At 68.8% G+C, this 20,419-nt stretch carries 15 protein-coding genes; 4 read left to right on the top strand and 11 right to left on the bottom strand.

Translation table 11 applies throughout. The features are described from left to right. Nucleotides 1-7: 7 nt before the first annotated feature. From ACFC96_RS13510 to ACFC96_RS13465, 10 genes are all read right to left on the bottom strand, one after another. Complete coding sequence (locus tag ACFC96_RS13510) at nucleotides 8-1,498, bottom strand: hypothetical protein (RefSeq protein WP_376612237.1); 1,491 nt, start codon at nucleotides 1,496-1,498, stop codon at nucleotides 8-10. A gap of 70 nt (nucleotides 1,499-1,568) precedes the next feature. Continuing rightward, entirely contained in the window at nucleotides 1,569-2,852 is a 1,284-nt protein-coding gene (locus ACFC96_RS13505) for an MFS transporter (RefSeq protein WP_376612234.1), read from the bottom strand. Nucleotides 2,853-3,267: 415 nt separating this feature from the next. Then, nucleotides 3,268-4,980: an amidohydrolase gene (locus ACFC96_RS13500; protein WP_376612232.1), complete on the bottom strand. Its 1,713-nt coding sequence runs from the start codon at nucleotides 4,978-4,980 to the stop codon at nucleotides 3,268-3,270. A gap of 280 nt (nucleotides 4,981-5,260) precedes the next feature. Further along, nucleotides 5,261-7,090: a hydantoinase B/oxoprolinase family protein gene (locus ACFC96_RS13495; protein ID WP_376612230.1), complete on the bottom strand. Its 1,830-nt coding sequence runs from the start codon at nucleotides 7,088-7,090 to the stop codon at nucleotides 5,261-5,263. Nucleotides 7,091-7,145: 55 nt separating this feature from the next. Continuing rightward, on the bottom strand, nucleotides 7,146-9,239 hold the full coding sequence (locus ACFC96_RS13490; protein WP_376612228.1) for a hydantoinase/oxoprolinase family protein: 2,094 nt from the start codon (nucleotides 9,237-9,239) through the stop codon (nucleotides 7,146-7,148). A gap of 91 nt (nucleotides 9,240-9,330) precedes the next feature. Further along, a complete protein-coding gene (locus ACFC96_RS13485; protein WP_376612226.1) occupies nucleotides 9,331-10,173 on the bottom strand; it encodes an ABC transporter ATP-binding protein in 843 nt (280 codons plus the stop codon). Beyond that, complete coding sequence (locus tag ACFC96_RS13480; protein WP_376612224.1) at nucleotides 10,166-11,143, bottom strand: ABC transporter ATP-binding protein; 978 nt, start codon at nucleotides 11,141-11,143, stop codon at nucleotides 10,166-10,168. Before ACFC96_RS13480 ends, ACFC96_RS13485 begins: the two co-directional genes overlap by 8 nt. After that, nucleotides 11,140-12,009, bottom strand: coding sequence for an ABC transporter permease (locus ACFC96_RS13475; RefSeq protein WP_376612222.1), 870 nt, complete (start codon nucleotides 12,007-12,009; stop codon nucleotides 11,140-11,142). Before ACFC96_RS13475 ends, ACFC96_RS13480 begins: the two co-directional genes overlap by 4 nt. After that, complete coding sequence (locus tag ACFC96_RS13470; protein WP_376612220.1) at nucleotides 12,006-12,959, bottom strand: ABC transporter permease; 954 nt, start codon at nucleotides 12,957-12,959, stop codon at nucleotides 12,006-12,008. The genes ACFC96_RS13475 and ACFC96_RS13470 overlap by 4 nt, the downstream gene beginning before the upstream one ends. Before the next feature lie 6 nt (nucleotides 12,960-12,965). After that, nucleotides 12,966-14,567 carry an ABC transporter substrate-binding protein gene (locus tag ACFC96_RS13465; protein ID WP_376612218.1) on the bottom strand — a complete coding sequence of 534 codons (1,602 nt, stop codon included), beginning with the start codon at nucleotides 14,565-14,567 and terminating at the stop codon, nucleotides 12,966-12,968. Nucleotides 14,568-14,845: 278 nt separating this feature from the next. Between ACFC96_RS13465 and ACFC96_RS13460 the strand changes: the two genes are divergently transcribed. From ACFC96_RS13460 to ACFC96_RS13450, 3 genes are all read left to right on the top strand, one after another. Then, nucleotides 14,846-15,712 carry an LLM class flavin-dependent oxidoreductase gene (locus ACFC96_RS13460; RefSeq protein ID WP_376612216.1) on the top strand — a complete coding sequence of 289 codons (867 nt, stop codon included), beginning with the start codon at nucleotides 14,846-14,848 and terminating at the stop codon, nucleotides 15,710-15,712. 17 nt (nucleotides 15,713-15,729) lie between these two features. Further along, nucleotides 15,730-16,623 (top strand): cyclase family protein, encoded by an 894-nt coding sequence (locus ACFC96_RS13455; RefSeq protein ID WP_376612214.1) that lies wholly within the window; start codon nucleotides 15,730-15,732, stop codon nucleotides 16,621-16,623. A gap of 98 nt (nucleotides 16,624-16,721) precedes the next feature. Then, a complete protein-coding gene (locus ACFC96_RS13450) occupies nucleotides 16,722-17,513 on the top strand; it encodes an IclR family transcriptional regulator (protein ID WP_376612212.1) in 792 nt (263 codons plus the stop codon). Nucleotides 17,514-18,324: 811 nt separating this feature from the next. Here the strand turns inward: ACFC96_RS13450 and ACFC96_RS13445 are convergent. Continuing rightward, nucleotides 18,325-18,903, bottom strand: a complete 579-nt coding sequence (locus ACFC96_RS13445) for a DUF418 domain-containing protein (RefSeq protein WP_376612210.1) — start codon at nucleotides 18,901-18,903, stop codon at nucleotides 18,325-18,327. A gap of 361 nt (nucleotides 18,904-19,264) precedes the next feature. Here ACFC96_RS13445 and ACFC96_RS13440 point away from each other — a divergent pair, with 361 nt between their 5' ends. Then, nucleotides 19,265-19,966 carry a hypothetical protein gene (locus ACFC96_RS13440; RefSeq protein WP_376612209.1) on the top strand — a complete coding sequence of 234 codons (702 nt, stop codon included), beginning with the start codon at nucleotides 19,265-19,267 and terminating at the stop codon, nucleotides 19,964-19,966. The last annotated feature ends 453 nt before the right edge of the window (nucleotides 19,967-20,419 follow it).

Here is a 20,419-nt window from a genome sequence, read left to right as displayed (position 1 = left end):
CGCGTTGTCAGTGACATGACGGGCTGTCCTGTCCAGCGCCGATCATGCGCATGAACAGCGGGTGCCATTTCCGGCAGATGTCCAGTTCCGTCAGGGTGAAGTCCAGCGGGTCGGAGGCATAGTCTCGGTCGTAGTCGCCGGGCAGGTTCAGGCCGGGAACCGCCGGGATCCAGTCCTCGCGCAGGAGTTCGTCCGGGTCCCCGTACTTCGCCGCGATCTCGCGGACCTCAGGGGCGTCGAGGGCTCCCAGCCGGCCGTTCTCGATGACGACACGGTCGCCGTCGGGGGTGCCCTCGGCAATGTACGTCGGGTAGTTGAGGTGCACGTGCCAGTGGCCGACGGTCTTTCCCTCGCGGGCGGCCTGGCGTTCGGTGTCGGCGGAGATCACGGTGCCGAACCCGATGTGGATGATGCCGCTGCGAGTGCGTTCGTACAGGCCGCAGTTGTAGCCCTGCGCGTATCCCTCGCGGGGGCGGTGGACCTTGGGGTTGGTGCCGATGGACGCCTCCCACCACTGCATGATTCCCGGGGTGTTGTAACCCGGGTACTGCACGTCCTTCGTCTGTTCCATGACCGCGCGGAGCTTTTCGCCGAACTCACCTCCGCCGCGAATCTCGACGATCTTCGACTGACTGATCTCGAGTTCCATGCGGGGATATGGTGCGATGTGGTTCATCGTCCCGGCGATGACCCCCTCGCCGTCCTCCTGCGGAATGTGGAAGTGCGGGCGGCCCCAGATGTGCCCGGGAAGGTATGTCTCGCCGTAGGCGACATTGTTGGAGTAAGACCGCTTGACGTGGGTTCGGTTGAACGCCGTACGGCCCTGGTTCCAGTACGCGTCGTGATTGGTGAACCGCAGGTCGGTGCCTTCAGGGTCGGTGATGTGTACCGTCCTGGCATCGCGGACGGCACGCCAGGTCCACTCGTCGATCGCGGTGAGAAGCTCGGCGGGCAGCGCGTGAGCGGCCGAGGCGACCATCTCGGGTGTGATGAAGGGGAACCGCTGGATCTTGGTCTTGCGCTCGCGGAGGATCGGGCCGCCGTATCCCATGATGATCTTGTCGTAGGTGCCGACGCGGTCGAACTCCTCCCACTCGTCCATCCAGCGCGCCAGCTCGGGAGTGCGTGCCAGGTAGTACTCGACTTCGTCATGGCCCTCCCAGATGGGGATCGGACCCTTCTCCTCGACCTCGATCTTGTAGTCGACCTCGAACTTCTCGAAGGTCAGCCGGGCGGCCTCGACCACCATCGGGTGGTGCCAGTTGGTGACGCGCAGCAGAACCCGCTCGCCCTTCTCCAGGCCCCAGGCGGGCCACAGCCCCGGGCTGTAGGGGCGCCGCGCGACGTTCTCGAAGTACGGCAGCAGCTCGTCGACGCTGTTCACCGTAGGAAGGTGGGGGCAGCGGGCGGCAGGAACCCGTTCCGGGCTGATCTTGTCGTTGCCCGGCGCGAAGGGAAAGGCGGGCTTGTTCTCATCGTCGGTGTCGACGTATCGCACGGTCGTGTTGTCCTGTCTGGTGAGGAAGGGAGGAAAGGGGGTGGGGAGGCATGCGGAGGGAGGTCGTGCCTCACTCGGCGATCGCCGGTGCTTTCGTGGCGCCGGCAGGCGAAAGGGAGTGGTGTGCGGTCTCCTTGGCGAACCACACCGCGCATCCGGCGAGAGCACAGAGGGCGACGACGTAGAGCACGATTGGCCAGATCGCGCCGTCGGACCAGGCCAGCAGGCCAGTGGCGATCGCCGGCGTAGGTGCTCCCACCAGGATGGCCGCGAGGTTGTACCCGAGTGAGGCGCCGCTGTAGCGCACCTGGGTGCCGAAGAGCTCGGTGAAATAGGCACCTTGCGGTCCGAGGATCGCGCCTTTGGCGAAGAAGAACACCGTGACGCCGGCGCAGACGAATACCGGTGTGGCGGTTCCCACGGACCAGAACAGCGGGAAAGTCAGCAAGGCCACGGCGGCGACTCCGGCGACGTACACGGGACGCCGTCCGTAGCGATCGGACAACGAACCGAAGAACAGCGTCGCTGCCGCCCCGCATACACACCCGATGAGCACTGCGGTGATGTAGAGGGATCGTGGCACACCGAGGTCGTCCGTTGCGTAGGACAGCATGAAGACGACGGCGATGTAGGTGGTGACGTTGTTCGGGATGTAGGCGGCTGCCGCGAGTAGGACATTGCGCGGTGAACGGCGTAGCACCTCAACAATCGGTAGCCGTACCTCGGTCCCGGATTCCCGCACCTCGGAGAAGGCCGGGGTCTCTGCGAGAGCGACCCGGACGAACATCCCGATGCCGACCAGAACGATGCTGGCCAGGAAGGGAATGCGCCAACCCCAGGAAAGGAGTTGCTCGTCCGGGAGTGCCGTCACGGGAATGGCCACCAGCATCGACAGGAACAGACCCGCGAACGCTCCCATTGACGGCCAGCTGCCGTAGAAGCCCCGTCGGCCCGGCGGCGCGTATTCCACGGCCAGGAGGACCGATCCGCCCAGTTCTCCGCCGATGGCGAATCCTTGCAGGATGCGCAGGACAACGATGAGGACGGGGGCGGCGACGCCGATCGAGTCGTAGGTGGGAACACAGCCGATCAGCGTGGTGGAGGCGCCCATCAGCAGCATCGTGAGGATCATCATCGACTTACGGCCCACCCGGTCCCCGTAGTGGCCGGCGATGATGCCGCCGAGGGGCCGGGCGAGGAACCCGACGGCAAAGGTGCCGAAGGCTGCGAGGGTTCCGGTCAGCGGGCTGAGGGACGGAAAGAACAGCTTGTTGAAGAGCAAGGCGGCAAAGGTGCCGTACACCAGGTAGTCGTACCACTCCAAGGTGGTCCCGATGACGCTGGCGGCCAGCACCCGGCGCAGGGGGTTCTCGGACGGTGCGGATCTATTGGGCATACTCCGTCCCTCCTGATCGTCGAATCGGAGTGAGGACGTGCTGGAGCTCGGCCGTGGGCCGTCGCTCGCGCGTCGTGGGTTTCGTACCTGCTGCCCGTCCGAGGGCGAAGGGCGCAGGGGCGTAGGGGAAGTTCGGCCCCCGGGTGTGCGGCCCGTGGTGGCCGTGAGGAAATTCAAGCTGTCCGGGTCCGCGGGCCACAACCCATCAGTGGATCTCCTCCGCTATGCGGAATCCCCGAACTGGGCGAGATGTCGCCAGCCTGGTGAAACTGGTGGGGTGCGTCTTGGCTTCTGCTGCTGACGGCTGCGCACGGAGGGACTCCGCATAGCGGATGACGAGGGGGAGCGGCGGGCGGTCCGCCTGCTCCTGCTGCTACGCGCAGCCGCACGCCGCATGGCGGTCTTGGGGGCGCGAGGGCGAGGCGCCGGTGTGAGACCGGGGCACGCTGGTGGCCGCCGCTGTCCCCGACGACGAGGCGGTGGCCTCAGCGTCGTGGACAGGCGTGCCGCCGGCCAAGGTGAGCCGTACTCTCGCCTCGGAGATTTCCGTCACCGGCCCGCGGGTGATGTCGCGGTCCAGGAGGACGAGGTCGGCGGCCTTGCCCGGAGTGAGGGTTCCGGTGAGGTGATCGAGTCGCAACTGATGGGCGGAGGCGGCGGTGTGCATGTGCAGGGCCGTGGTGCGGTCGAGGCTCTCCAGTTCCGGGTAGAGGGAGTCGCGGCCGGCCTCGCCGTACCGGTCGACGGCCGTACGGATCTGGTTGAGGGGGTGCAGCGGGTCCACCGGCCAGTCGGAACCCCCGGACAGGAACGCCCCGTGCCGCTGCAGGCTGCGGGCCGGGTAGAGGCGGCGGTGCCGGTCGGGGCCGATGTAGGGGAGCAGGGACTCCATGGTCCACTCGTTGCGCACGGCCCACTGGAGCTGCATGCAGGCGAGCACGCCGAGTCGGGCGAAGCGCGGGTAGTCGTCGGGATGCACGAGTTCCAGGTGCGCGATGGTGTGCCGGTTGTCGCTGCGGCCGTTGATCCGCTGTGTCTGTTCGAAGGCGTCGAGCGCGGTGCGTACGGCGCGGTCGCCGATGGCATGCGCGTGCAGCTGCCAGCCCGCACGGTCGAAGACGCTGGTGAGTCGGCCGAGTTCGGACGCGCTGGCGTGCAGCTCTCCGAGCTCACCGGTGGGCCGGCCGTTCTCGTCGAGGTAGGGCTCCAGGAGGGCAGCGGTCTGCGCGGGGTGCTCGATGACGCCGTCCAGGAAGACCTTCGCGGTGCCGAAGTGCAGCCCGGGGACGTCCTCGTACTGTTCGCGCAGGCCGCCGGCGTACGCGAGGGCCGCCGGAGGGTCCTTGATGAGCTCGGTGTCCAGCCACACGGCGGGGACGATGCGTTGCGGCAGTCGACCGGTGCGCGCGAGCCCCGCGTAGATGTCCAGTCGTGCGGCGTCCACGCGGGCGTCCATGAACGTGGTGACGCCCTGCGCCGCCGCCGAGGCGAACGCCTTGGCGCAGGCGTCGAGGAGTGCTGCCTCGTCCGGCTCGGGGATCAGCCGTCCCACCAGCCGTACGGCTTCGTCCTTGAGTAGACCGGTCGGTTCGCCGTCGCCGCCTTTGACGATCTCCCCGCCCACCGGATTCGGGGTCGTGGCGGTGATCCCGGCGAGGTCGAGGGCCCGCTGGTTGGCCCAGGTGTTGTGGCCGTCCACGCCGATCAGTGCGATCGGGCGGCGGGTGGGCAGGGTGTCGAGAATGCGGTGGTGGGGCTGGGTTCCGGTGGTCAGGCCCACGGTGTTCCACTCCTCCACCACCAGCCAGCCGTCGGGTTCCTGGTCCTCGCTCGCGGCCAGGAATCCTCGCAGGATCTCCTGGAGTTCGGCCACGGTGTGGGTCGCGTTGTGGAGGGAGGGATTGAGGGAGCGGGATCCCGCCCCTGTCGGGTGGGCGTGCCCGTCGATGATGCCGCTCAGAACGGTGGCACCGCGGGCGTCGATGGTCTCGGTGTCGCGGCCGGCGAAGCGGCGGACGGTGGAGGACGGTCCGGTGGCGAGAACGGTGCCGTCGCGGCCGACCGCGATCGCTTCGTCGACGTGCATACGGTGCTGGTGGGAGTGCGAATGGCCCGTCCACACGCGGGCGTTGTGAATGACAAGGGCTGCGGAGCGTCGTCTCGGGGCGGCCGTCGCGGTGGTGGCACCGGCCGTCAGCGTCGCCGCGGCTGTGGCGGCTATGAGGTCACGGCGGGAGAAATGAGCACGCACGATGACTCCGTTTCGTGGTGGTGGGTGGGACCCGTTCGTGGAGAAGGGCGGTACGAGGAAGCAGAGCGCGGCAGCGGCCTGCCGCCGGTGCCGCCCTCTGTCGCGTACGCCGTCCTCAGCCGGCGCTCACCCCGGCGGGACGTTCGCGCAGCTGTGCTGTCGCCTCCCTGTCGAGTACGTACGCGTACTGATCGCCGGTCTCCTGGCGACGCAGGACCACCCCGTACACCTCGCGTGCGTCCTCGAAGGGGATCCAGCGTTCCTCGACGTCCTCGAGCACGGCCTGGGGGTCCCGCTCGAACGGGTTGCCGTACCCGCCGCCGCCTGCCGCGTGGCCGAGTACGTACTCGCCCGGTGCGAGATCGATGGAGAAGGACGCGGGCAGTGCCTCCCGGTCGCCGGCGGCGGTGACCCGGTAGCTCGCTGCGCGGCTGCCGTCGGCGCCGCCGCGCACACCGCGCGCCGGGGTCTCGTAGCAGTCCGAGAAGGAGGCGACGTTCATCGGCTCCGCGCGCGGGCCGAAGCCGACTTCGACGGTCGGGGCGCCCCGGAAGCGGCCCGCGCCGCCGCTGCCGGCGGTGATCCGCAGCATCTGGTAGTGGACCGGGAAGCGCCGCTCGTCGATCTCGACGCTGTTGCGGTAGAGCAGCCCCGCGATACAGGGGATGGAGTACGTCAGCCAGCCGTCGGCGTGCGGGGAGGCGGGGCCGCCGTTGTTGCCGACGGGGAAGAACGCTTGGTAGTCGGTGCCCCGGCGCGGGTCGTGCCCGGTGATCTCCGGGTACGAGGCGCCCAGGTCCCCGCCGCCTTCCGCCACCCCCCAGCCCTCGCCGAGCTGGGCGAACGCCGACTGGACCAGGTTGATGACCCGGTTCGTGGGGACGGACGTCGACAGGGAGCAGGACGCGGGGAAGCGGGGGATGCCGACGATGCAGTTCTCGCGCAACTGCACGCGCACCCGCCGGAAGGACCCGGCGTTGTGCGGGACACCGGGGTCGACGACGCTGAAGACGCCCTGCATAACCGCGGCCAGGGTGGCGGCCACCGAGGCGTTGATGGCGGCCGGCACACAGTCGATGTTGTCGCGGAGGTCGACGTCGATGTAGCCGTCCACGGGATCGACGCTGATCTCGACGTGCAGGGGGATGCCGTCGGGCGCGGGCGGCAGCGGATCCTGACGGCCGTCGGCGCTGATCCGGCCCGCGGGGATCTTGCGGACCTCGTTGACCATCATGCGTTCCGAGTAGTCGAGCCACTCGGTGGCCGCCTGCTCGATCACCTCGGCGCCGTACTTGTCGACCAGTTCGCCCAGACGCCGCTCGGCGGTGCGGGCGGCGCCGAGCATCGCGCGGTAGTCGCCGTACCAGAGGTCCGGGAAGCGGACATGCCCGCGTGCCATCCGCGTGATGTCCTCGATCTCCTGATAGTCCCGCTCGACCCGGACAGCCGGGAAGACCAGCGTTCCTTCGGCGTAGACGTCCTTGGCGTCGAGGGATTCACCACCGGGATAGGGCCCGCCGGAGTCGACGACGTGTCCCTTGGCGACCGCGGTGAACAGATGCCGTCCGCCCGCGAAGACCGGAACCAGGACGCCGAGGTCCGGCACATGAGAGTTGCCCAGGTACGGGTCGTTGTGGAGAAAGGCATCACCCGGAGCGAGGTCGGCATGCAGGTCGCACATCGAGCGCGTCTGGATGTCTGCCCCGTAGTTCTGTACGGGCAGTCCCTCGGCGGACGCGAGGAGTTGCTGGTCGGCGGTGACGATCGCGCAGGAGAAATCGCGTGAGACGCTGATGAGGGTCGAGTAGGCCGCTTTCTGCAGGGTGTGTGACATCTCGCGGACGATCGCCTCGAAACGGTTCGAGAGAACCGAGAGGAGAACGGGGTCGATCCGTATCGCCTTGGGCGTTGTCGTCTGGTGCGTTGCTCCTGCTGTGGACTGCACGAGCGCTCCTTTTTCAAGGTCGGAATTCATGGGCGGTGGCAAGTGGTCGCGGTGCTCAGGCGAGTTGCATCAGGTAGTGACCCTGAGCGGTCAGCTCCACGAACATGTCGGGGTAGACGACGATCGTCGTGGTGGGCTCCAGAATCAGTGCCGGTCCCTCGATCCGGTGACCGGGCGCCAGACCATCGCCGAGGAAGACCGGCACGTCCAGCGGCCGGTCGTCGCCGAAGTACCCGGCACGGGTGCGGTCCGGCACCGGCCCGGGCCGGGTGGAGACCACGGCCGCGCTGTCGCCGCCGGACTGCCGCTCCACCCTCGCGGTGAGCCGCCCCCGCCACACCAGGCACTCGACGTCGCCCTGGCCGGCCACGGCGAACACCCGCTCGTGTGCCACACCGACCGCGCGCCGCAGTGCGGCCACGTCGGCCTCGTCCTTGAGCCGGGGCGAGTCGAGCTCGACCTCCAGCTCCCAGAACTGGCCTGGGTATCGGGCCTCGACCAGATACGTCCGCGCGAAGTCGGTGAAGCCGCGCTGCCGCAACCGATGGGCCACCGCGTCGAGTTCGGCGTCGATGTCGTCGAGGACGGCGTTCACGGCATCCGTCGACCCGTCTGTCGACAGGAACTCGTGTGTGCGCCACGCCTCCTGTACCACGTCGGAGAACTGTCCACCGCACGCGCTGAACGCTCCCGACGTCCGCGGGATGAGCACCTGACCGCAGCCGAGCTCCCGCGCGATCGGCCCGATGTTGAGGCCGGCCGCGCCGCCGCCCGCGACGATGAGGCTCTCGCGCGGATCGACGCCCTCGCTGACGGTGATGTCCTGAACCGCCAGGACCATCCGCTCGCTGGCCACCGTGATCACGCCGTACGCGGTCCGCTCCAGGGACTGGCCGAGTTCGGCGGCGAGCGGGGTGAGTGCGCGCCGTGCCGCCTCGACGTCGATCTTCATGCGGCCGCCGAGGAAGAACTCGGGGTCGATGTATCCGAGGACGACCGCGGCGTCGGTGACGGTCGGGAGTGTTCCGCCTCGTCCGTAGCATGCAGGTCCCGGTTCGGAGCCTGCGCTCTGCGGTCCGACGCGCAGCAGCCCGCCCGCGTCGATCCAGGCGATGGAGCCGCCGCCGGCACCGACGCTGCGGATGTCGACCGAGGACAGGCCTGTCAGGTGGCCGGTGTACTTGGGGCCCAGCCAGGTGTCACGGGTGAACTTGATCCGCCCGGCGCGCAGCAGGCTGACGTCGAAGCTGGTTCCGCCGGTGTCGGCGACGACGATGTCCCGGCCGGGGTTCTGTACCTCCGCGTTCTGCGTGGAACCGTACTCCAGGGCCGCGACCGGGGCCAGCGAAGGTCCCGACTTCAGCGTGTAGACAGGCCGCTCGACCAGGTCCTCGATGCCCATCGTTCCGCCGAACGACGAGGCTCCGAGCAGCTCGCCGGCGAAACCCGCCGCGTGCAAGTCGGCCCGGACATCCCGCAGATGACGCTGCATCAGCGGCTTGACCGACGCGTCGATCGCCGCCGAGGATGAGCGGGCGTACTCGCCGACGATCGGGTTGAGCGCGCACGACAGGGTGTACGGAACGCCGGGCAGCACCTCCTCGATCAGCCGGCCCATTGCCTGCTCGTGCGCCGGGTTGGCGACCGCGTTGAGGAACGAGACGGCCACCGCCTCGAATCCGCGCTCGCCCAGGCCGGTCAGGGTCGCTCGGGCGGCCTCCTCGTCGAGAGGGGTGACCACGCCGCCCTCCGCGTCGATCCTCTCGTCGATCTCGAAGGTGAACCGACGCGGGATGTAGGGGTCGGGGTAGCGCTGGGTGAAGTCGTACGCGCTCTGCTTGCCGCCCTGGCGCAGCACCAGCGTGTCCGGGAAGCCCGCCGTCGTCAGGAACGCCGTCTTGGCGACATGTCCGGTCAGCATGGCGTTGGTGGCGTGTGTGGTCGCGTACACGAACAGGTCGCACTGTTCCAGGATGGTGCGGACCACGAGGCCCAGCTGTTCGGCCGCCATCTCCAGTCCGGCGCTGAGGCCCTCGAAGATCCGGTCACGTGTGGTCGGGCTCTTCCCGAGCACGAGCCGTCCGTCGTCCCCGGATACGACGACATCGGTGAAGGTGCCTCCGGCGTCGACTGCGATCCTGAATGGCATATGGTGTTTCTCGCTTTCTTCCATTCGTACGTGAGTTGCGTACGTGAGTCGCGCGCTTGGGTTTCGTACGCGAGTGAGGCTTCGGGTGGTTTCAGGCGGCGTCTGCAGCGCGGTTTCCGCGCCGCGGATGCCAGTCGGCCCGGGGAATGGAGGCGACCAGGCGCTTGGTGTACTCCGCGCCTGGGGCGTGCAGGATCCGCTCGACGGGCCCGCTCTCCACCACCCGGCCGTGCCGCAGGACGACCGCCTCGTCGCAGACCTGGCGTACGACGGCCAGGTCGTGGGTGATGAACAGGTAGGCGATGCCGGTCTGTTCGCGGATGTCGGCGAGCAGGTTGAGGATCTGGGCCTGGATCGACACATCGAGCGCGGCGACCGCCTCGTCGAGGATCAGCAGCCGGGGCTCGACGGCGAGCGCACGGGCGAGAGCGACACGCTGACGCTGGCCGCCCGAGAGCGCCTTCGGCAGCGCGTCGCCCTGGCGGGAGTCGAGTCCGACCAGGTCGAGGAGTTCGTCGACCCTGCCGCGCCGCGCGGTCGCGTCGAGCGAGCCCGCATGCAGCCGCAGCGACTCCTCGATGGCGTCCCGTACCCGTTGGCGTCGGTCGAGTGACTGGTACGGGTCCTGGAAGACCAACTGGACGAAGCCGCCACGGCGCAGGCGTTCGCGGCGGCGCAGCCGGCCGACCGGCCAGGTCTGTCCGTCGACCACGATCTCGCCCGCCGAGGGCCGCTCCAGGCCGACGACCATCCGGGCGCAGGTGGACTTGCCCGACCCGGACTCGCCGACGAGCGCGAGGGAACCGGCGGCGGGCACCGAGAACGACACGTCGTCGACCGCGAGGACGCTCTCGTGACCGGGAGCACCCGCGCGGCGGACCCGGAAGTTCTTGGCGAGCCCGCGCACGTCGAGAACTTTCTCGGGCTCAGGCATTCTCGGGCTCCTTAGCGAAGTGGCAGGCGGCCATGGATCCGCCGACGGCGCGCAGCGCCGGGCGTTCGCCGCGGCAGCGCTCCTCGACGCGCGGGCAGCGCGCCGCGAACGGGCAGCCTTCGCCCGCTTCGAAACCGGAGAGCGGACGCCCCGGGATCGCGGCGAGCCGCGTCCTGCGCTCGCCGAGGCTCGGCCTCGCCGCGAGCAGCGCCTGGGTGTACGGGTGTGCCGCCGCGTCCCGCAGCCGCGCCGCAGGCAGATGCTCGACGATCCGGCCCGCGTACATCACGGCGATCCGGTCGCAGGTGGCGGCGGCGAGTTCCAGGTCGTGCGTGATGAAGAGCAGTCCCAGGTCGCGTGCTCGGCGCTGTTCGCCGAGGATCGCCATCACCTCCTCCTGGGTGGTCACGTCGAGCGCGGTGGTCGGTTCGTCGGCGAGGATCAGACGGGGCCCGGCGACCAGCGCGGCGGCGATCATGACGCGTTGCAGCAACCCGCCGGAGAGCTGCCACGGCCGCTGCCGCATCCGCCTCTCGGCGTCCTCGATGCCGACCTCGCGCAGCGTGGCGGCGACGGTGTGCTCGGCGTCGCCCCGTTTCACGCCCCGGGTCCGTCGCAGGCCCTCGGTGAGGAAGTCGCCGATCGTGTGCACCGGGTTGATGTGCGCGCGGGGATCCTGGAAGACCATGGCCACATCGTGTGCGCGCAGGCGCCGCAGCCCGGTGTCGTCGAGCCCGGGAACATGGTGGCCGCCGATGCGGATGTCCCCGTCCACGCGCGCTTTGTGCGGCAGCAGGCGCATGGCCGCGCGTGCCGTCAGCGACTTGCCCGAACCGGACTCCCCGACGAGGCCGACCGCCTCGCCGGACCGGACCTCCAGCTCGACGCCGTGCAGCACGGTCCTGAGCCGCCCGTCGACGGGCAGGTGGAGCCGTAGGTTCTCGATGGTCAGCAGGGCGGTGTCGGTCATGAGTGGGCCTCGATGTCGAAGAGCCGGGCGAGCCGCTCGCCGACGAGGTTGAAAGCGACCACGGCCGCGACGACCACGGCCGCCGCGTACACGGACTGTTCCGGGTTCCCGCCGACGATCGACGGCTGGCCGTTCGCGACCATGACGCCCCAGTCCGGCGCCGGCGGCTGAATGCCCAGGCCGAGGTAGGAGATCGCCGCCAGATCGAGCATGGCGTAGCCGAATCCGACCGCGCACTGGACGACGATCAGCGGCAGCAGGTTCGGCAGCAGGTGGCGCAGACAGACCGTCCATCCCGAGGAGCCCTGGATCCGGAGGGCCTCGATGTAGGGCAGGCTGCGCTCCTTGAGGGCGGCGGACCGCAGGACCCGGGTGAGCAGTGGGACGTAGGCGATCGACAGCGCGAGGACCGGCGCCAGGAATCCCGAACCGAAGACGGCCGCCGCGACCACGGCCAGGATGAGGCCGGGGAAGGCGAACGTGATCTCCACCGCACGGGAGATCACCGCGTCGACCCAGCCGCCGTACCAGGCGCCGAGGATCGCCAGCGCGGTGCTGACGACGGCCGAGAGGACGAGCACGAGGGCCGGACCGGCCAGGCTGGGGCGGGCCCCGATGAGCAGCCGGGACAGCAGGTCGCGCCCCAGGTTGTCGGTGCCGAGCCAGTGTTCGGGGGAGGGAGGAGCGAGGACGGCGAGGGGGTCGAGCGCTGTCGCGTCGTACGGGGCGATCCAGGGGCCGATCACGGCCACGAGGACCAGCAGCAGGCACACGACCGCGGCAGTGCCGGTCAGCGGCCCGATGGCGGACATCCGGCGAGCGATCACATTGCGGCCCGGCCGCATCATCAGTTGCGCGGTACTCATCCGCTTCGGTCTCCTCTGGCGATCCGGGGGTCAAGCGCGACATTGGCGAGGTCGACACAGGTGTTGACCACGACGAACACCCCGACCATGAGCATGGACAGGATCTGCACCACCGCGAGGTCCTGCCGCTGCGCGCTCTGGATCAGCAGGGAACCGAGACCGTTGACCCCGAACGCGGCCTCGGCGACGGCCGTTCCGGCCACCAGGCTGGCGACCACCGTGCCCGAGACGGTGAGGATGGGGCCCATGGCGTTGCGCAGCACATGGTGGCGGACGACCACACGGCGGGGCAGACCGCGGCTCAGGGCGGTGTCGACGTGTTCGGAGCGCAGCTCACCGGCGACCGCCTGGCGCGTGATGCGGGCGACGTACGCGAGGTAGCTGAAGCTGAGCGCGATCGCGGGGAGCGTGAGATGCCGCAGCTTGTCGGGGAACGTGTCCCCGGAGCCGTAGATCGGCAGCCACGACAGCTGCGTCGCGAAGACCCAGATCAGCACGATGGCCAGGGCGAACGTCGGTACGCCCATCGCCACGGTGGTGGCGATCGTGACGCCCGTGCCGGTGCGTCCGCCGCGCAGCCCGGCCAGGACGCCCAGTCCGATCCCGAGAACCACGATCAGCACACCCGCGTAGACGACGAGGAAGAGGGTGTTGACGGTGCGGCCGGCCAGCAGGTCGGCCACATCGCTGCGGTAGACGAGGGACGTGCCGAGATCGCCGTGGAGCAGGCCGGACAGCCAGTGCCAGTACTGCGTCCAGAAGGGGTCGTCCAGGTGGTACTCGGCGCGGATCGCCGCGAGCCGGGCCGGGTCGGGGACCGTGCCGCCGGCCAGCGCGGCGGCCGGGTCCCCCGGGGCGAGGGCCAGCGCGGCATAGATGAGGATGCTGGTGACCAGCAAGGTCGTCAGGACGCCGGCGAGACGCCGGCCGATGAAGAGTACGAGGGTCATGGCCGCCTACTTCCCGCCCAGTCGGGCTGCCCACGGGGACGTGAGATACGCGGACGACGTCGTGACCCCGGTGAGCTTCCGGTTCAGGAACACGCGCATATAGCTGTTGGCCAGCGGGACGAACAGGTTGGCCGGGGTGAACTTCGCCTGCGCCTGGGTGAAGAGGCGGGCCGTCTCGTTCGGATCGGTCGACGTACGGGCTTGGTGCAGCAGCTTCGTCACCTCGGGGTCGTGGTAGCGGGAGTAGTTGAAGACACCGTCCGCGAGGGCGTACTCCGGTGCGTAGTAGAGGGCGCCGGGCACCTCGATCCATCCCGGTGACACGACGAAGTCGACGGTCGCCCGCTTGCTCGCGTCGAAGAAGAACGCGTCGAAGTCGGTGGGCTGGAGGGTGTGGATCGTCGCGTCGAAGCCGAGGGCGCGGGCTGCCGCCTGGATCAGCGTCGCCGCCTGGAGGGCGAGCGTGTCGCCGCCCTTCATGGCGAAGACGAGACGCTTCTGCCCGGGCTTCAACTTCGCCTCGGCGATGAGCGCCTTGGCCTTGCCCAGGTCGGGCCGGTTGTCCGGCAGCCGGTCGTACGCGGCCCGGTAGACGGCGTGGCCGGGGATGCCCTCCCAGACGATGGGCGGCGTCATCGTCTTGAGTGGCGTCCCGTATCCCATCAGGACGTTGTCGATGAACGCCTGCTTGTCCAGGGAGAGGTTGAGCGCCTGCCGGACCAGGGGATCGGCGGCGGGCCCCTTGGCCGTGGTCGGGAAGAACCCGACGAAGCTGCTGGACGGGCCCGTCACCAGGTCGCCCTGGTCGGAGTTCCGGAAGGCGTTCACGCTCTCCACGGGGGCGTTGAACGTGCCGTCGACCTCGCCCGCGAGCAAGGCGCTCGTGAGCGTCGAACTGTCCGTGATGAACTGGAAGTCGAGGTTCTCGACCTTCGGTGCGCCGTCCCAGTACCGGCCGTTGCGCGCGATGCTGATCTTGTCACCGGGGGACCACTTCCCCAGCTTGTACGGGCCGGTGCACATTAGCCCGCCCGCCGGTGTCCCCAGGCCCTTGCCGGCCTTCGCCGCGAAGCGTCGCTCCATCACCGTGCCGCTGTAGGAGGCGATCGCGTTGCGGAACTGCGCGTCGTGCTGCTTGAACGTGACGGTCACCTGCATCGGTCCGGTCTTCCGGATTCCCGAGACCATCCGGTAGGCACCCGCGTACGAACTCTGCACCTTCGGATCGATGTTGCGACGGAGGGAGTAGGCCACGTCGTCGGCGGTCATCGGGGTGCCGTCCCAGAAGGTCACACCGGGGCGGACGTCGATGACGAACGTGGTGTCGTCCCGCCAGTCGGCCCTGGTGGCGAGGCCGGCGCGGACGGTGTTGTCCGGCCCCATGCGCAGCACGCTCTCGCACAGGTTGGCCAGAACGGTCTCCTCGGACTCGCCGAACGCGTGGGCCGGGTCCAGGGAGAGCGGCTCGCCGAAGGGCAGTGCCCACTTGACCAGGTCGACCGAGTGCTTCGCCGGTGGCATGGCCGTGATCAGTTCGGCCGGGCCTCGACGATCGACGCCGCCCGGCCCGCCGCAGCCACTGACTGCCAGCGTGAACGCCGCGGCCATACAGCCAACTGGCAGAATTCTTCGCCTGCTTGCCATCCTCAGCCTCTCGCATCGATGCCCCAGGATTCGACGTCCCGGGATTCGGCTCCTCCGACGCCGTACGCGCTATGCGGAGCCCATGCACTCCAGGACTCACGCGGTACGCATTGCCGGCCGCGAAATCCAGGGCATGCCGCAAGGTGACTGATGGATGTCCGCGCCCACAAGAGGAAGGGAACGGGTCTCCGCAATGCGGAGAACGACTGTCCTGCTACTGAGGGAGTCCGTAGGCTCCTGCCGTGATCGGCATAGGGATCCCTCAGACATACGACGGCCAACCGACGAACAGACACGAATTGACCGCATTCCTGGCGAGCGCCGAGGCAGCGGGGTACGACTCCGCGTGGGTTGCTGACGGCCCGCTCGACCAGGCAGCCGCATTGGACCCGCTGTCGGTGCTCGCGGTGGCCGCAGCGCACACGACCCGTCTGAGCCTTGGCGCTTCGGTCCTCGTATCGACCCGCTACGAGCCGCAGATGCTGGCACGGTGCCTCGGCTCGATCGACTGGCTCAGCGAGGGGCGGGTGACGCTGGGACTCGGGCTCGGCTCCGACGCGCCCGCCGACAGTCATGGAGCCGTCTCACGTGGGCGGCGGTTCGAGGAATCCATTGCGGAGCTGCGGCAGTCGTGGTCCGGCCCGGCAGGTTTCCCCGCACGGGGACCGCTGCGAGTGTGGGTCGGCGCCGGTGTTCCGGGAGCCCTGCGCCGTGCCGCGCGGATCGCGGACGGCTGGATCTCCTCGGGTCGCGCGAACGGCAGTCACTTCACCGGGCAACTCGCCACGGTGCGCAGTGCGCTCCGGGAGCACGGCCGGACCGCCGACAATTTCACGATCGCGAAGCGGTGCTACATCGCGGTCGATCAGCGGCCCGCGGACATCGAGGCATGGTTCCGCTCGACCGCGGGGACCGGCGCACCGCCGGACGACGTGGTGATCACGGGCGATGCGGCCGAGGTGGAACGACGACTCGTCGAGATGCGTACGTTCGGAGCGCAGGAGCTGCTGCTTCAGACGGTGGGACGGGACGAGCGGGCACAGATGGAAGCCCTCGCCGCGCACGGGACAGTGCAGCGGCTACAGCAGACGCACAGAGAGGCAGAGTGACATTGCGACCTCAGGAGATGACCGACGAGGAACTGCTCGCGCTCGCCAAGCGCGTCTGCAATCAAGGACGTTGGGGGGAGGATGACGAGCTGGGAACGCTGAACTACATCACGCCGCAGAAGCGGCGTGCGGCTGCCGCCCTCGTCCGGTCGGGCGAGAGCCTCTCCATCGCCCGCGACCTCACCACCGCCCCGGACCCGGTGACACATGAGGCCATCGACCACCGGATGCTGTTCGTCAAGACCGGTCCGGCAGCCGCCGAGGACTACGTCGGAATCGCCCCGCACGGCTTCTCTGTGACACACCTCGACGCGATCTGTCACTCCACCTGGAACGGCGCGCTTTACAACGGCCGCAGCGTCGAAGACGTCCACCGATACGACGGCCTGGCCTTTGGATCGGTCCATGCGATGCGCGACGGGATCTTCACCCGGGGCGTGCTCCTCGATGTCGCGCGGGCGCGGGGCGTCGACTACCTGGAGCCCGACCACCTCATCACCGTCGACGACCTCGAAGCGGCGGAGCGGGAGGGCGGGGTACGCGTGGGGAGCGGGGACGCGCTGTTCGTCCGCATGGGCTTGAGTTGCTGGGAAGCCGTTCACGGACCGCAGTCACCGGACAACCGATCCGGTCTCGGCGCGCACTGCGTGGAGTGGCTGCACGAGCGGCAGGTTGCGGTCTACGGCGGTGACTGCGTCGAGTTCATGCCGTATCCGAGCGAGGTGATCCGCATGCCGCTGCACCACATCGGCATGCCCACGATGGGGCTGATCCTGTTGGACTGGCCGGAGGTCGAGGGACTGGCAGCGGCGTGTGAACGCCATCGGCGGTGGGAGTTTCTCCTGACGGTCGCGCCGATCCGCCTGCCACGGGCGACCGGCGCGGCCGTCAATCCGATCTGTGTCTTCTGAACGTGACCGGTTCACTGGGACGCGGCCGGCGCACAGGGACCGGACGAGGAGAGGCAGTCTGTTGACTAGATCATCCGCTCTGCGGAACCCTCGCGCGTATGAGTGAGTCACGTGACCGCAACTCAGTCCAGTCCGTCGAGAAGGCTCTCGGTCTGCTGGTGGCTCTCGGGCGGGCCCGACAACCGCTCGCGGTCGCCGAACTCGCCGCGCAGGCGGGGTTGAGCAGCACCGCCGTGTACCGCCTGCTGCGCGCCTTGGAGAAGGGCGGTGCCGTCTCGCGGAGTCCGGCGACTGGCAAGTACGGGCTTGGCTTCCTCGCTCACGAGCTGGCCGGCCGCGCGGATCCGCACGGCCACATCCGACTGGCGGCGGCCGGGCCGATGCTGATGGTGCAGGATCAGTGCGGCGGCGAGACGGTGGGTCTCTACGTGCCCGTGAACTCCTCCGAGTTCATGTGTATCGAGACCCTGCCGGGCAAGCACGAGATCCGGTACATGGAGGTGCTCTACCGGCCGATCGTCGTCGGTCGTGGCGCGACCAGCCGGGTCTTCCTCGCCGCTATGCTCGAACGCTACGGCCACAGCGCGGTGCTCAGTTACCTCAGCGGCCTCCCCGATCACCTGCGCGCGCTTCCCGCCGTCGATCTCGTCGAGCTCGCACGAGAGACCCTCGATCGCGGTTACGCCCACTCCGACAGCACCCGAATTCCCGGACTCACCTCGCTCGCGGCTCCCGTCCACGGCCGCTTGGGCGGCATCCTCGGAGCCATCACCCTGTCTTGGCCAACGGGCAGAGTGGATGGTGCAGTTTTGCCCGAGTGGGGAGAGCACCTGCGGGCGTGTGCCGCTGCCGTTACCCGACGCGTCACCGATGTCCCCCCTGCGCCATGAGGAGTGCTTGATGGAAGGGGAAGTCGAGGTGCATCGGAACTGATCCGAGAGGGAACGAGATGGCCTCATCCGAAATTCGAGCCTGACCGGGCCCTGCCGGGGTGGCCAGAGCGGTACGTGCGGACCTCGCCGAGCTGGTCGACGATCAGCCGCTACGTCGTCAGCCTGCGGTAGCAGATGAGGGTGCAGGCGATGCCGGTGTAGGCGAGTAAGTGGTCGGCTTCGGGTCCACCTCATAAGCACCGCCGAGGCTACGTTGACGGTCGGCTGGAGCTGACCATGAACGTCGGCTGAACCTGGCGGGGCGCCCCCATCGAGCATATGGAGATCCCCCCGGATATCTGGTATCAAGTGGTGGGTACAAGATGATCTGGTCGGGATCTTGTGTCAAATACTCGATACAAGGCGATATAAACAGAGACAGCTTCCGGCGCAATGCCCGCAGGGCTCAGGGGGTGTTCCTGGGTCGGCTCAGCCCATGGTGACGACGTGGGATTCGGCATCGCGCGCTCCATCGTGTGCTGATCCCCCTTGTGGACATGACCGCTTCCCCCGCGTCGTACCAGATCACCTGAGACCAAAGGCGAATCGGACCAGGCGACCCCACGCCGAACCATTCGAGTTCGGCGCGCTGTCATCGAGCGCTCCGATCCGACGGCCCCAGCCGGCGCCGCCCGCTTGAGTGCCTCGGCTGGAAGACCCCGGCCGAGGCACTCAACGAACGCCTACACTCGGCCCAGAAGGACAGTGTTGCGACCACCAGTTGAATCCGCCGACCGGCGGGGGCCTCTTGGGACCTTCGTTCCCTACGTCATCGCACGAGCTCGGCGATCTTGGTGATCCGAGCGAGGCACCACTCCAGCGGGCCCCGCCGGAAGAAGTGCGACCAGAGCGTCGCGAACACCGTCACGGACATGATGAATCCGATCAGGACGTGCAGCGGCGAGCCCGGCAGCTCCTCGATGCCGAGGAGGCTGATGCCCACGATGTGGAAGACGTAGGCGGTCAATGACATAGTTCCGACAACGATCACCGGCTTGGTCACGCGTCGGAAGCCGAGCCATGCGTCCGTGGCCGCGAGGCACCCGATCAGGACGAGGAGCGCCACGCCGGTGTTGCCGACGATGGACAGCGTCGTCTCGCTGTGCGGCGACGCAGCCAGGAGCCAGGCCGCGGTGTCCCCGGACGGGTACCCGGCGACATCGGACCACCAGGCGGACATCACCGAACCGCCGCCCCATCCCGAGTCGCCGAGCGCCGAGGCGACGCCCGGGATGGCGTGCAGGGCCAGCCACGAACCGCCGTGGCCGACAACGGCGAGGGCGGCCCCGGTGATGCCAAGTCGTATGCGTACGAGGTGGGAGGCGAGATCGAGGCGGGCCACCGCCATGCCCGCGATCGCGAACGGGAGCCAGCTCGGCGCCGGGTAGCTGCCGGTGAACAGGAGGGAGGTGGGAGGAGGTCACCCGGCGGGCGACCGCTGCTGTCGCCGCGTCCTCGCGGGCGGCCGACGATGCGAAGGGGGTCATCCTCACTCCGCTCCAGCGGCAGACCAGCGGTGACACGATCACCTACCCGTACCTCGACGCCCGCCTCGATCGAGGACGCTGCACCGTCCACCTCACCGTGCATGGGGGCCCGACGACACTCCGCCCGCCGACCCCGTCCTGCTGGGTGTCGACTACTGGCCGCTCGCAGTTACCCGTGCCCTTGACGACCTGATCCTCCACCTGCGCACCACTGAACCGGAGTTGGGGATCTGGACGATCCGTTCGGAAGGCTCCGCGGACAAGGCCCTCGCCTACGACACCCAGCTGCGCGAACTCGCCGACGACTGGTTCGTGAACGAGGTCCGCCACTACTACAAGCGCACGCTCAAGCGTTTCGACGTAACCAGCCGCAGCCTCATCGCCGTCATCGACCCCGGCACTGCCTTCACCGGCCTGCTCGTCGAACTCGCCCTCGTCTGCGACCGCCAGTACATGCTGGAGGGTACGTACGAGGACCGGCCCGACGCGGCCCCCGCCGAGCTGCTGTTCACCGCCTCGAACGACGGCGACTTCCCTATGGGCAACGGCATCAGCCGCCTGCGCTCCCGCTTCTGGGGTGATGAACCTGCTGTGGACGCCGTCCGCGCCCGCCTCGGCGAACCGCTGGACGCAGCAGCCGCAGAGGAACTCGGCCTGGTCACCGAGGCGTTGGACGACATCGACTTCGAGGACGAACTCCGCCTTGCCCGCGAGGAGCGCGCCTCCCTCTCGCCCGACGCTCTCACCGGGATGGAGGCCAACCACCGTTTCGCGGGCCCCGAGACGACGGAGTCCAAGATCTTCGGGAGGCTCACCGCCTGGCAGAACTGGATCTTCATCCGCCCCAATGCCTCCGGCCCGGATGGCGCTCTGCGCCGCTACGGAACCGGCCGCAAGGGCGACTTCGACCGCGGGCGGGTCTGAGCATGACCGTACTGGACACCGATCTGCTGATCGTCGGTGCTGATCCCGTCGGCCTGGCCTGTTCGGGGCCTACTACGCGGGCGTGCGCGGCCTGTGCACCAGCCTGATCGACTCCCTTGACCAGGCCGGCGGCCAGGTCAGCGCGCTCTACCCGGAGAAGACCATCTTCGATGTCGCGGGCTTCCCAGCCGTCACCGGGCGGGCGCTGATCGCGGCCCTCGATGAGCAGGCGGCCTCGTATCGGCCGATCTATGTGCTGGGGGGAGGAGTCCAGCGGGCTCGACGAGGGCGACGGCCGGTTCACCGTCACCACCGGCACGGGTCGCGACGCGCTCGTCCGGCTCGGGCCGGCATCTGGTAGTCGCCGACGGTGAATTTCCCCGTCGGCGACTCGCTCAGCTTCCGTCCACCGCCAGATACGAAGGATGCTGAGCGAGCGGAGACAGCAAGCCC

The sequence above is a fragment of the Streptomyces sp. NPDC055955 genome (genome assembly GCF_042270245.1).
Classification (GTDB): domain Bacteria; phylum Actinomycetota; class Actinomycetes; order Streptomycetales; family Streptomycetaceae; genus Streptomyces.
This window is presented reverse-complemented; position numbering and strand designations above follow the sequence as displayed.

What these genes read in the sequence shown, in the direction of transcription:
- ACFC96_RS13455 (WP_376612214.1), top strand. Translation starts at nt 15,730, where the DNA reads ATGACCGACGAGGAACTGCTCGCGCTCGCCAAGCGCGTCTGCAATCAA.
- ACFC96_RS13485 (WP_376612226.1), bottom strand. Translation starts at nt 10,173, where the DNA reads ATGCCTGAGCCCGAGAAAGTTCTCGACGTGCGCGGGCTCGCCAAGAAC.
- ACFC96_RS13450 (WP_376612212.1), top strand. Translation starts at nt 16,722, where the DNA reads ATGAGTGAGTCACGTGACCGCAACTCAGTCCAGTCCGTCGAGAAGGCT.
- ACFC96_RS13475 (WP_376612222.1), bottom strand. Translation starts at nt 12,009, where the DNA reads ATGAGTACCGCGCAACTGATGATGCGGCCGGGCCGCAATGTGATCGCT.
- ACFC96_RS13480 (WP_376612224.1), bottom strand. Translation starts at nt 11,143, where the DNA reads ATGACCGACACCGCCCTGCTGACCATCGAGAACCTACGGCTCCACCTG.
- ACFC96_RS13470 (WP_376612220.1), bottom strand. Translation starts at nt 12,959, where the DNA reads ATGACCCTCGTACTCTTCATCGGCCGGCGTCTCGCCGGCGTCCTGACG.
- ACFC96_RS13445 (WP_376612210.1), bottom strand. Translation starts at nt 18,903, where the DNA reads ATGGCGGTGGCCCGCCTCGATCTCGCCTCCCACCTCGTACGCATACGA.
- ACFC96_RS13465 (WP_376612218.1), bottom strand. Translation starts at nt 14,567, where the DNA reads ATGGCCGCGGCGTTCACGCTGGCAGTCAGTGGCTGCGGCGGGCCGGGC.
- ACFC96_RS13500 (WP_376612232.1), bottom strand. Translation starts at nt 4,980, where the DNA reads ATGCACGTCGACGAAGCGATCGCGGTCGGCCGCGACGGCACCGTTCTC.
- ACFC96_RS13490 (WP_376612228.1), bottom strand. Translation starts at nt 9,239, where the DNA reads ATGCCATTCAGGATCGCAGTCGACGCCGGAGGCACCTTCACCGATGTC.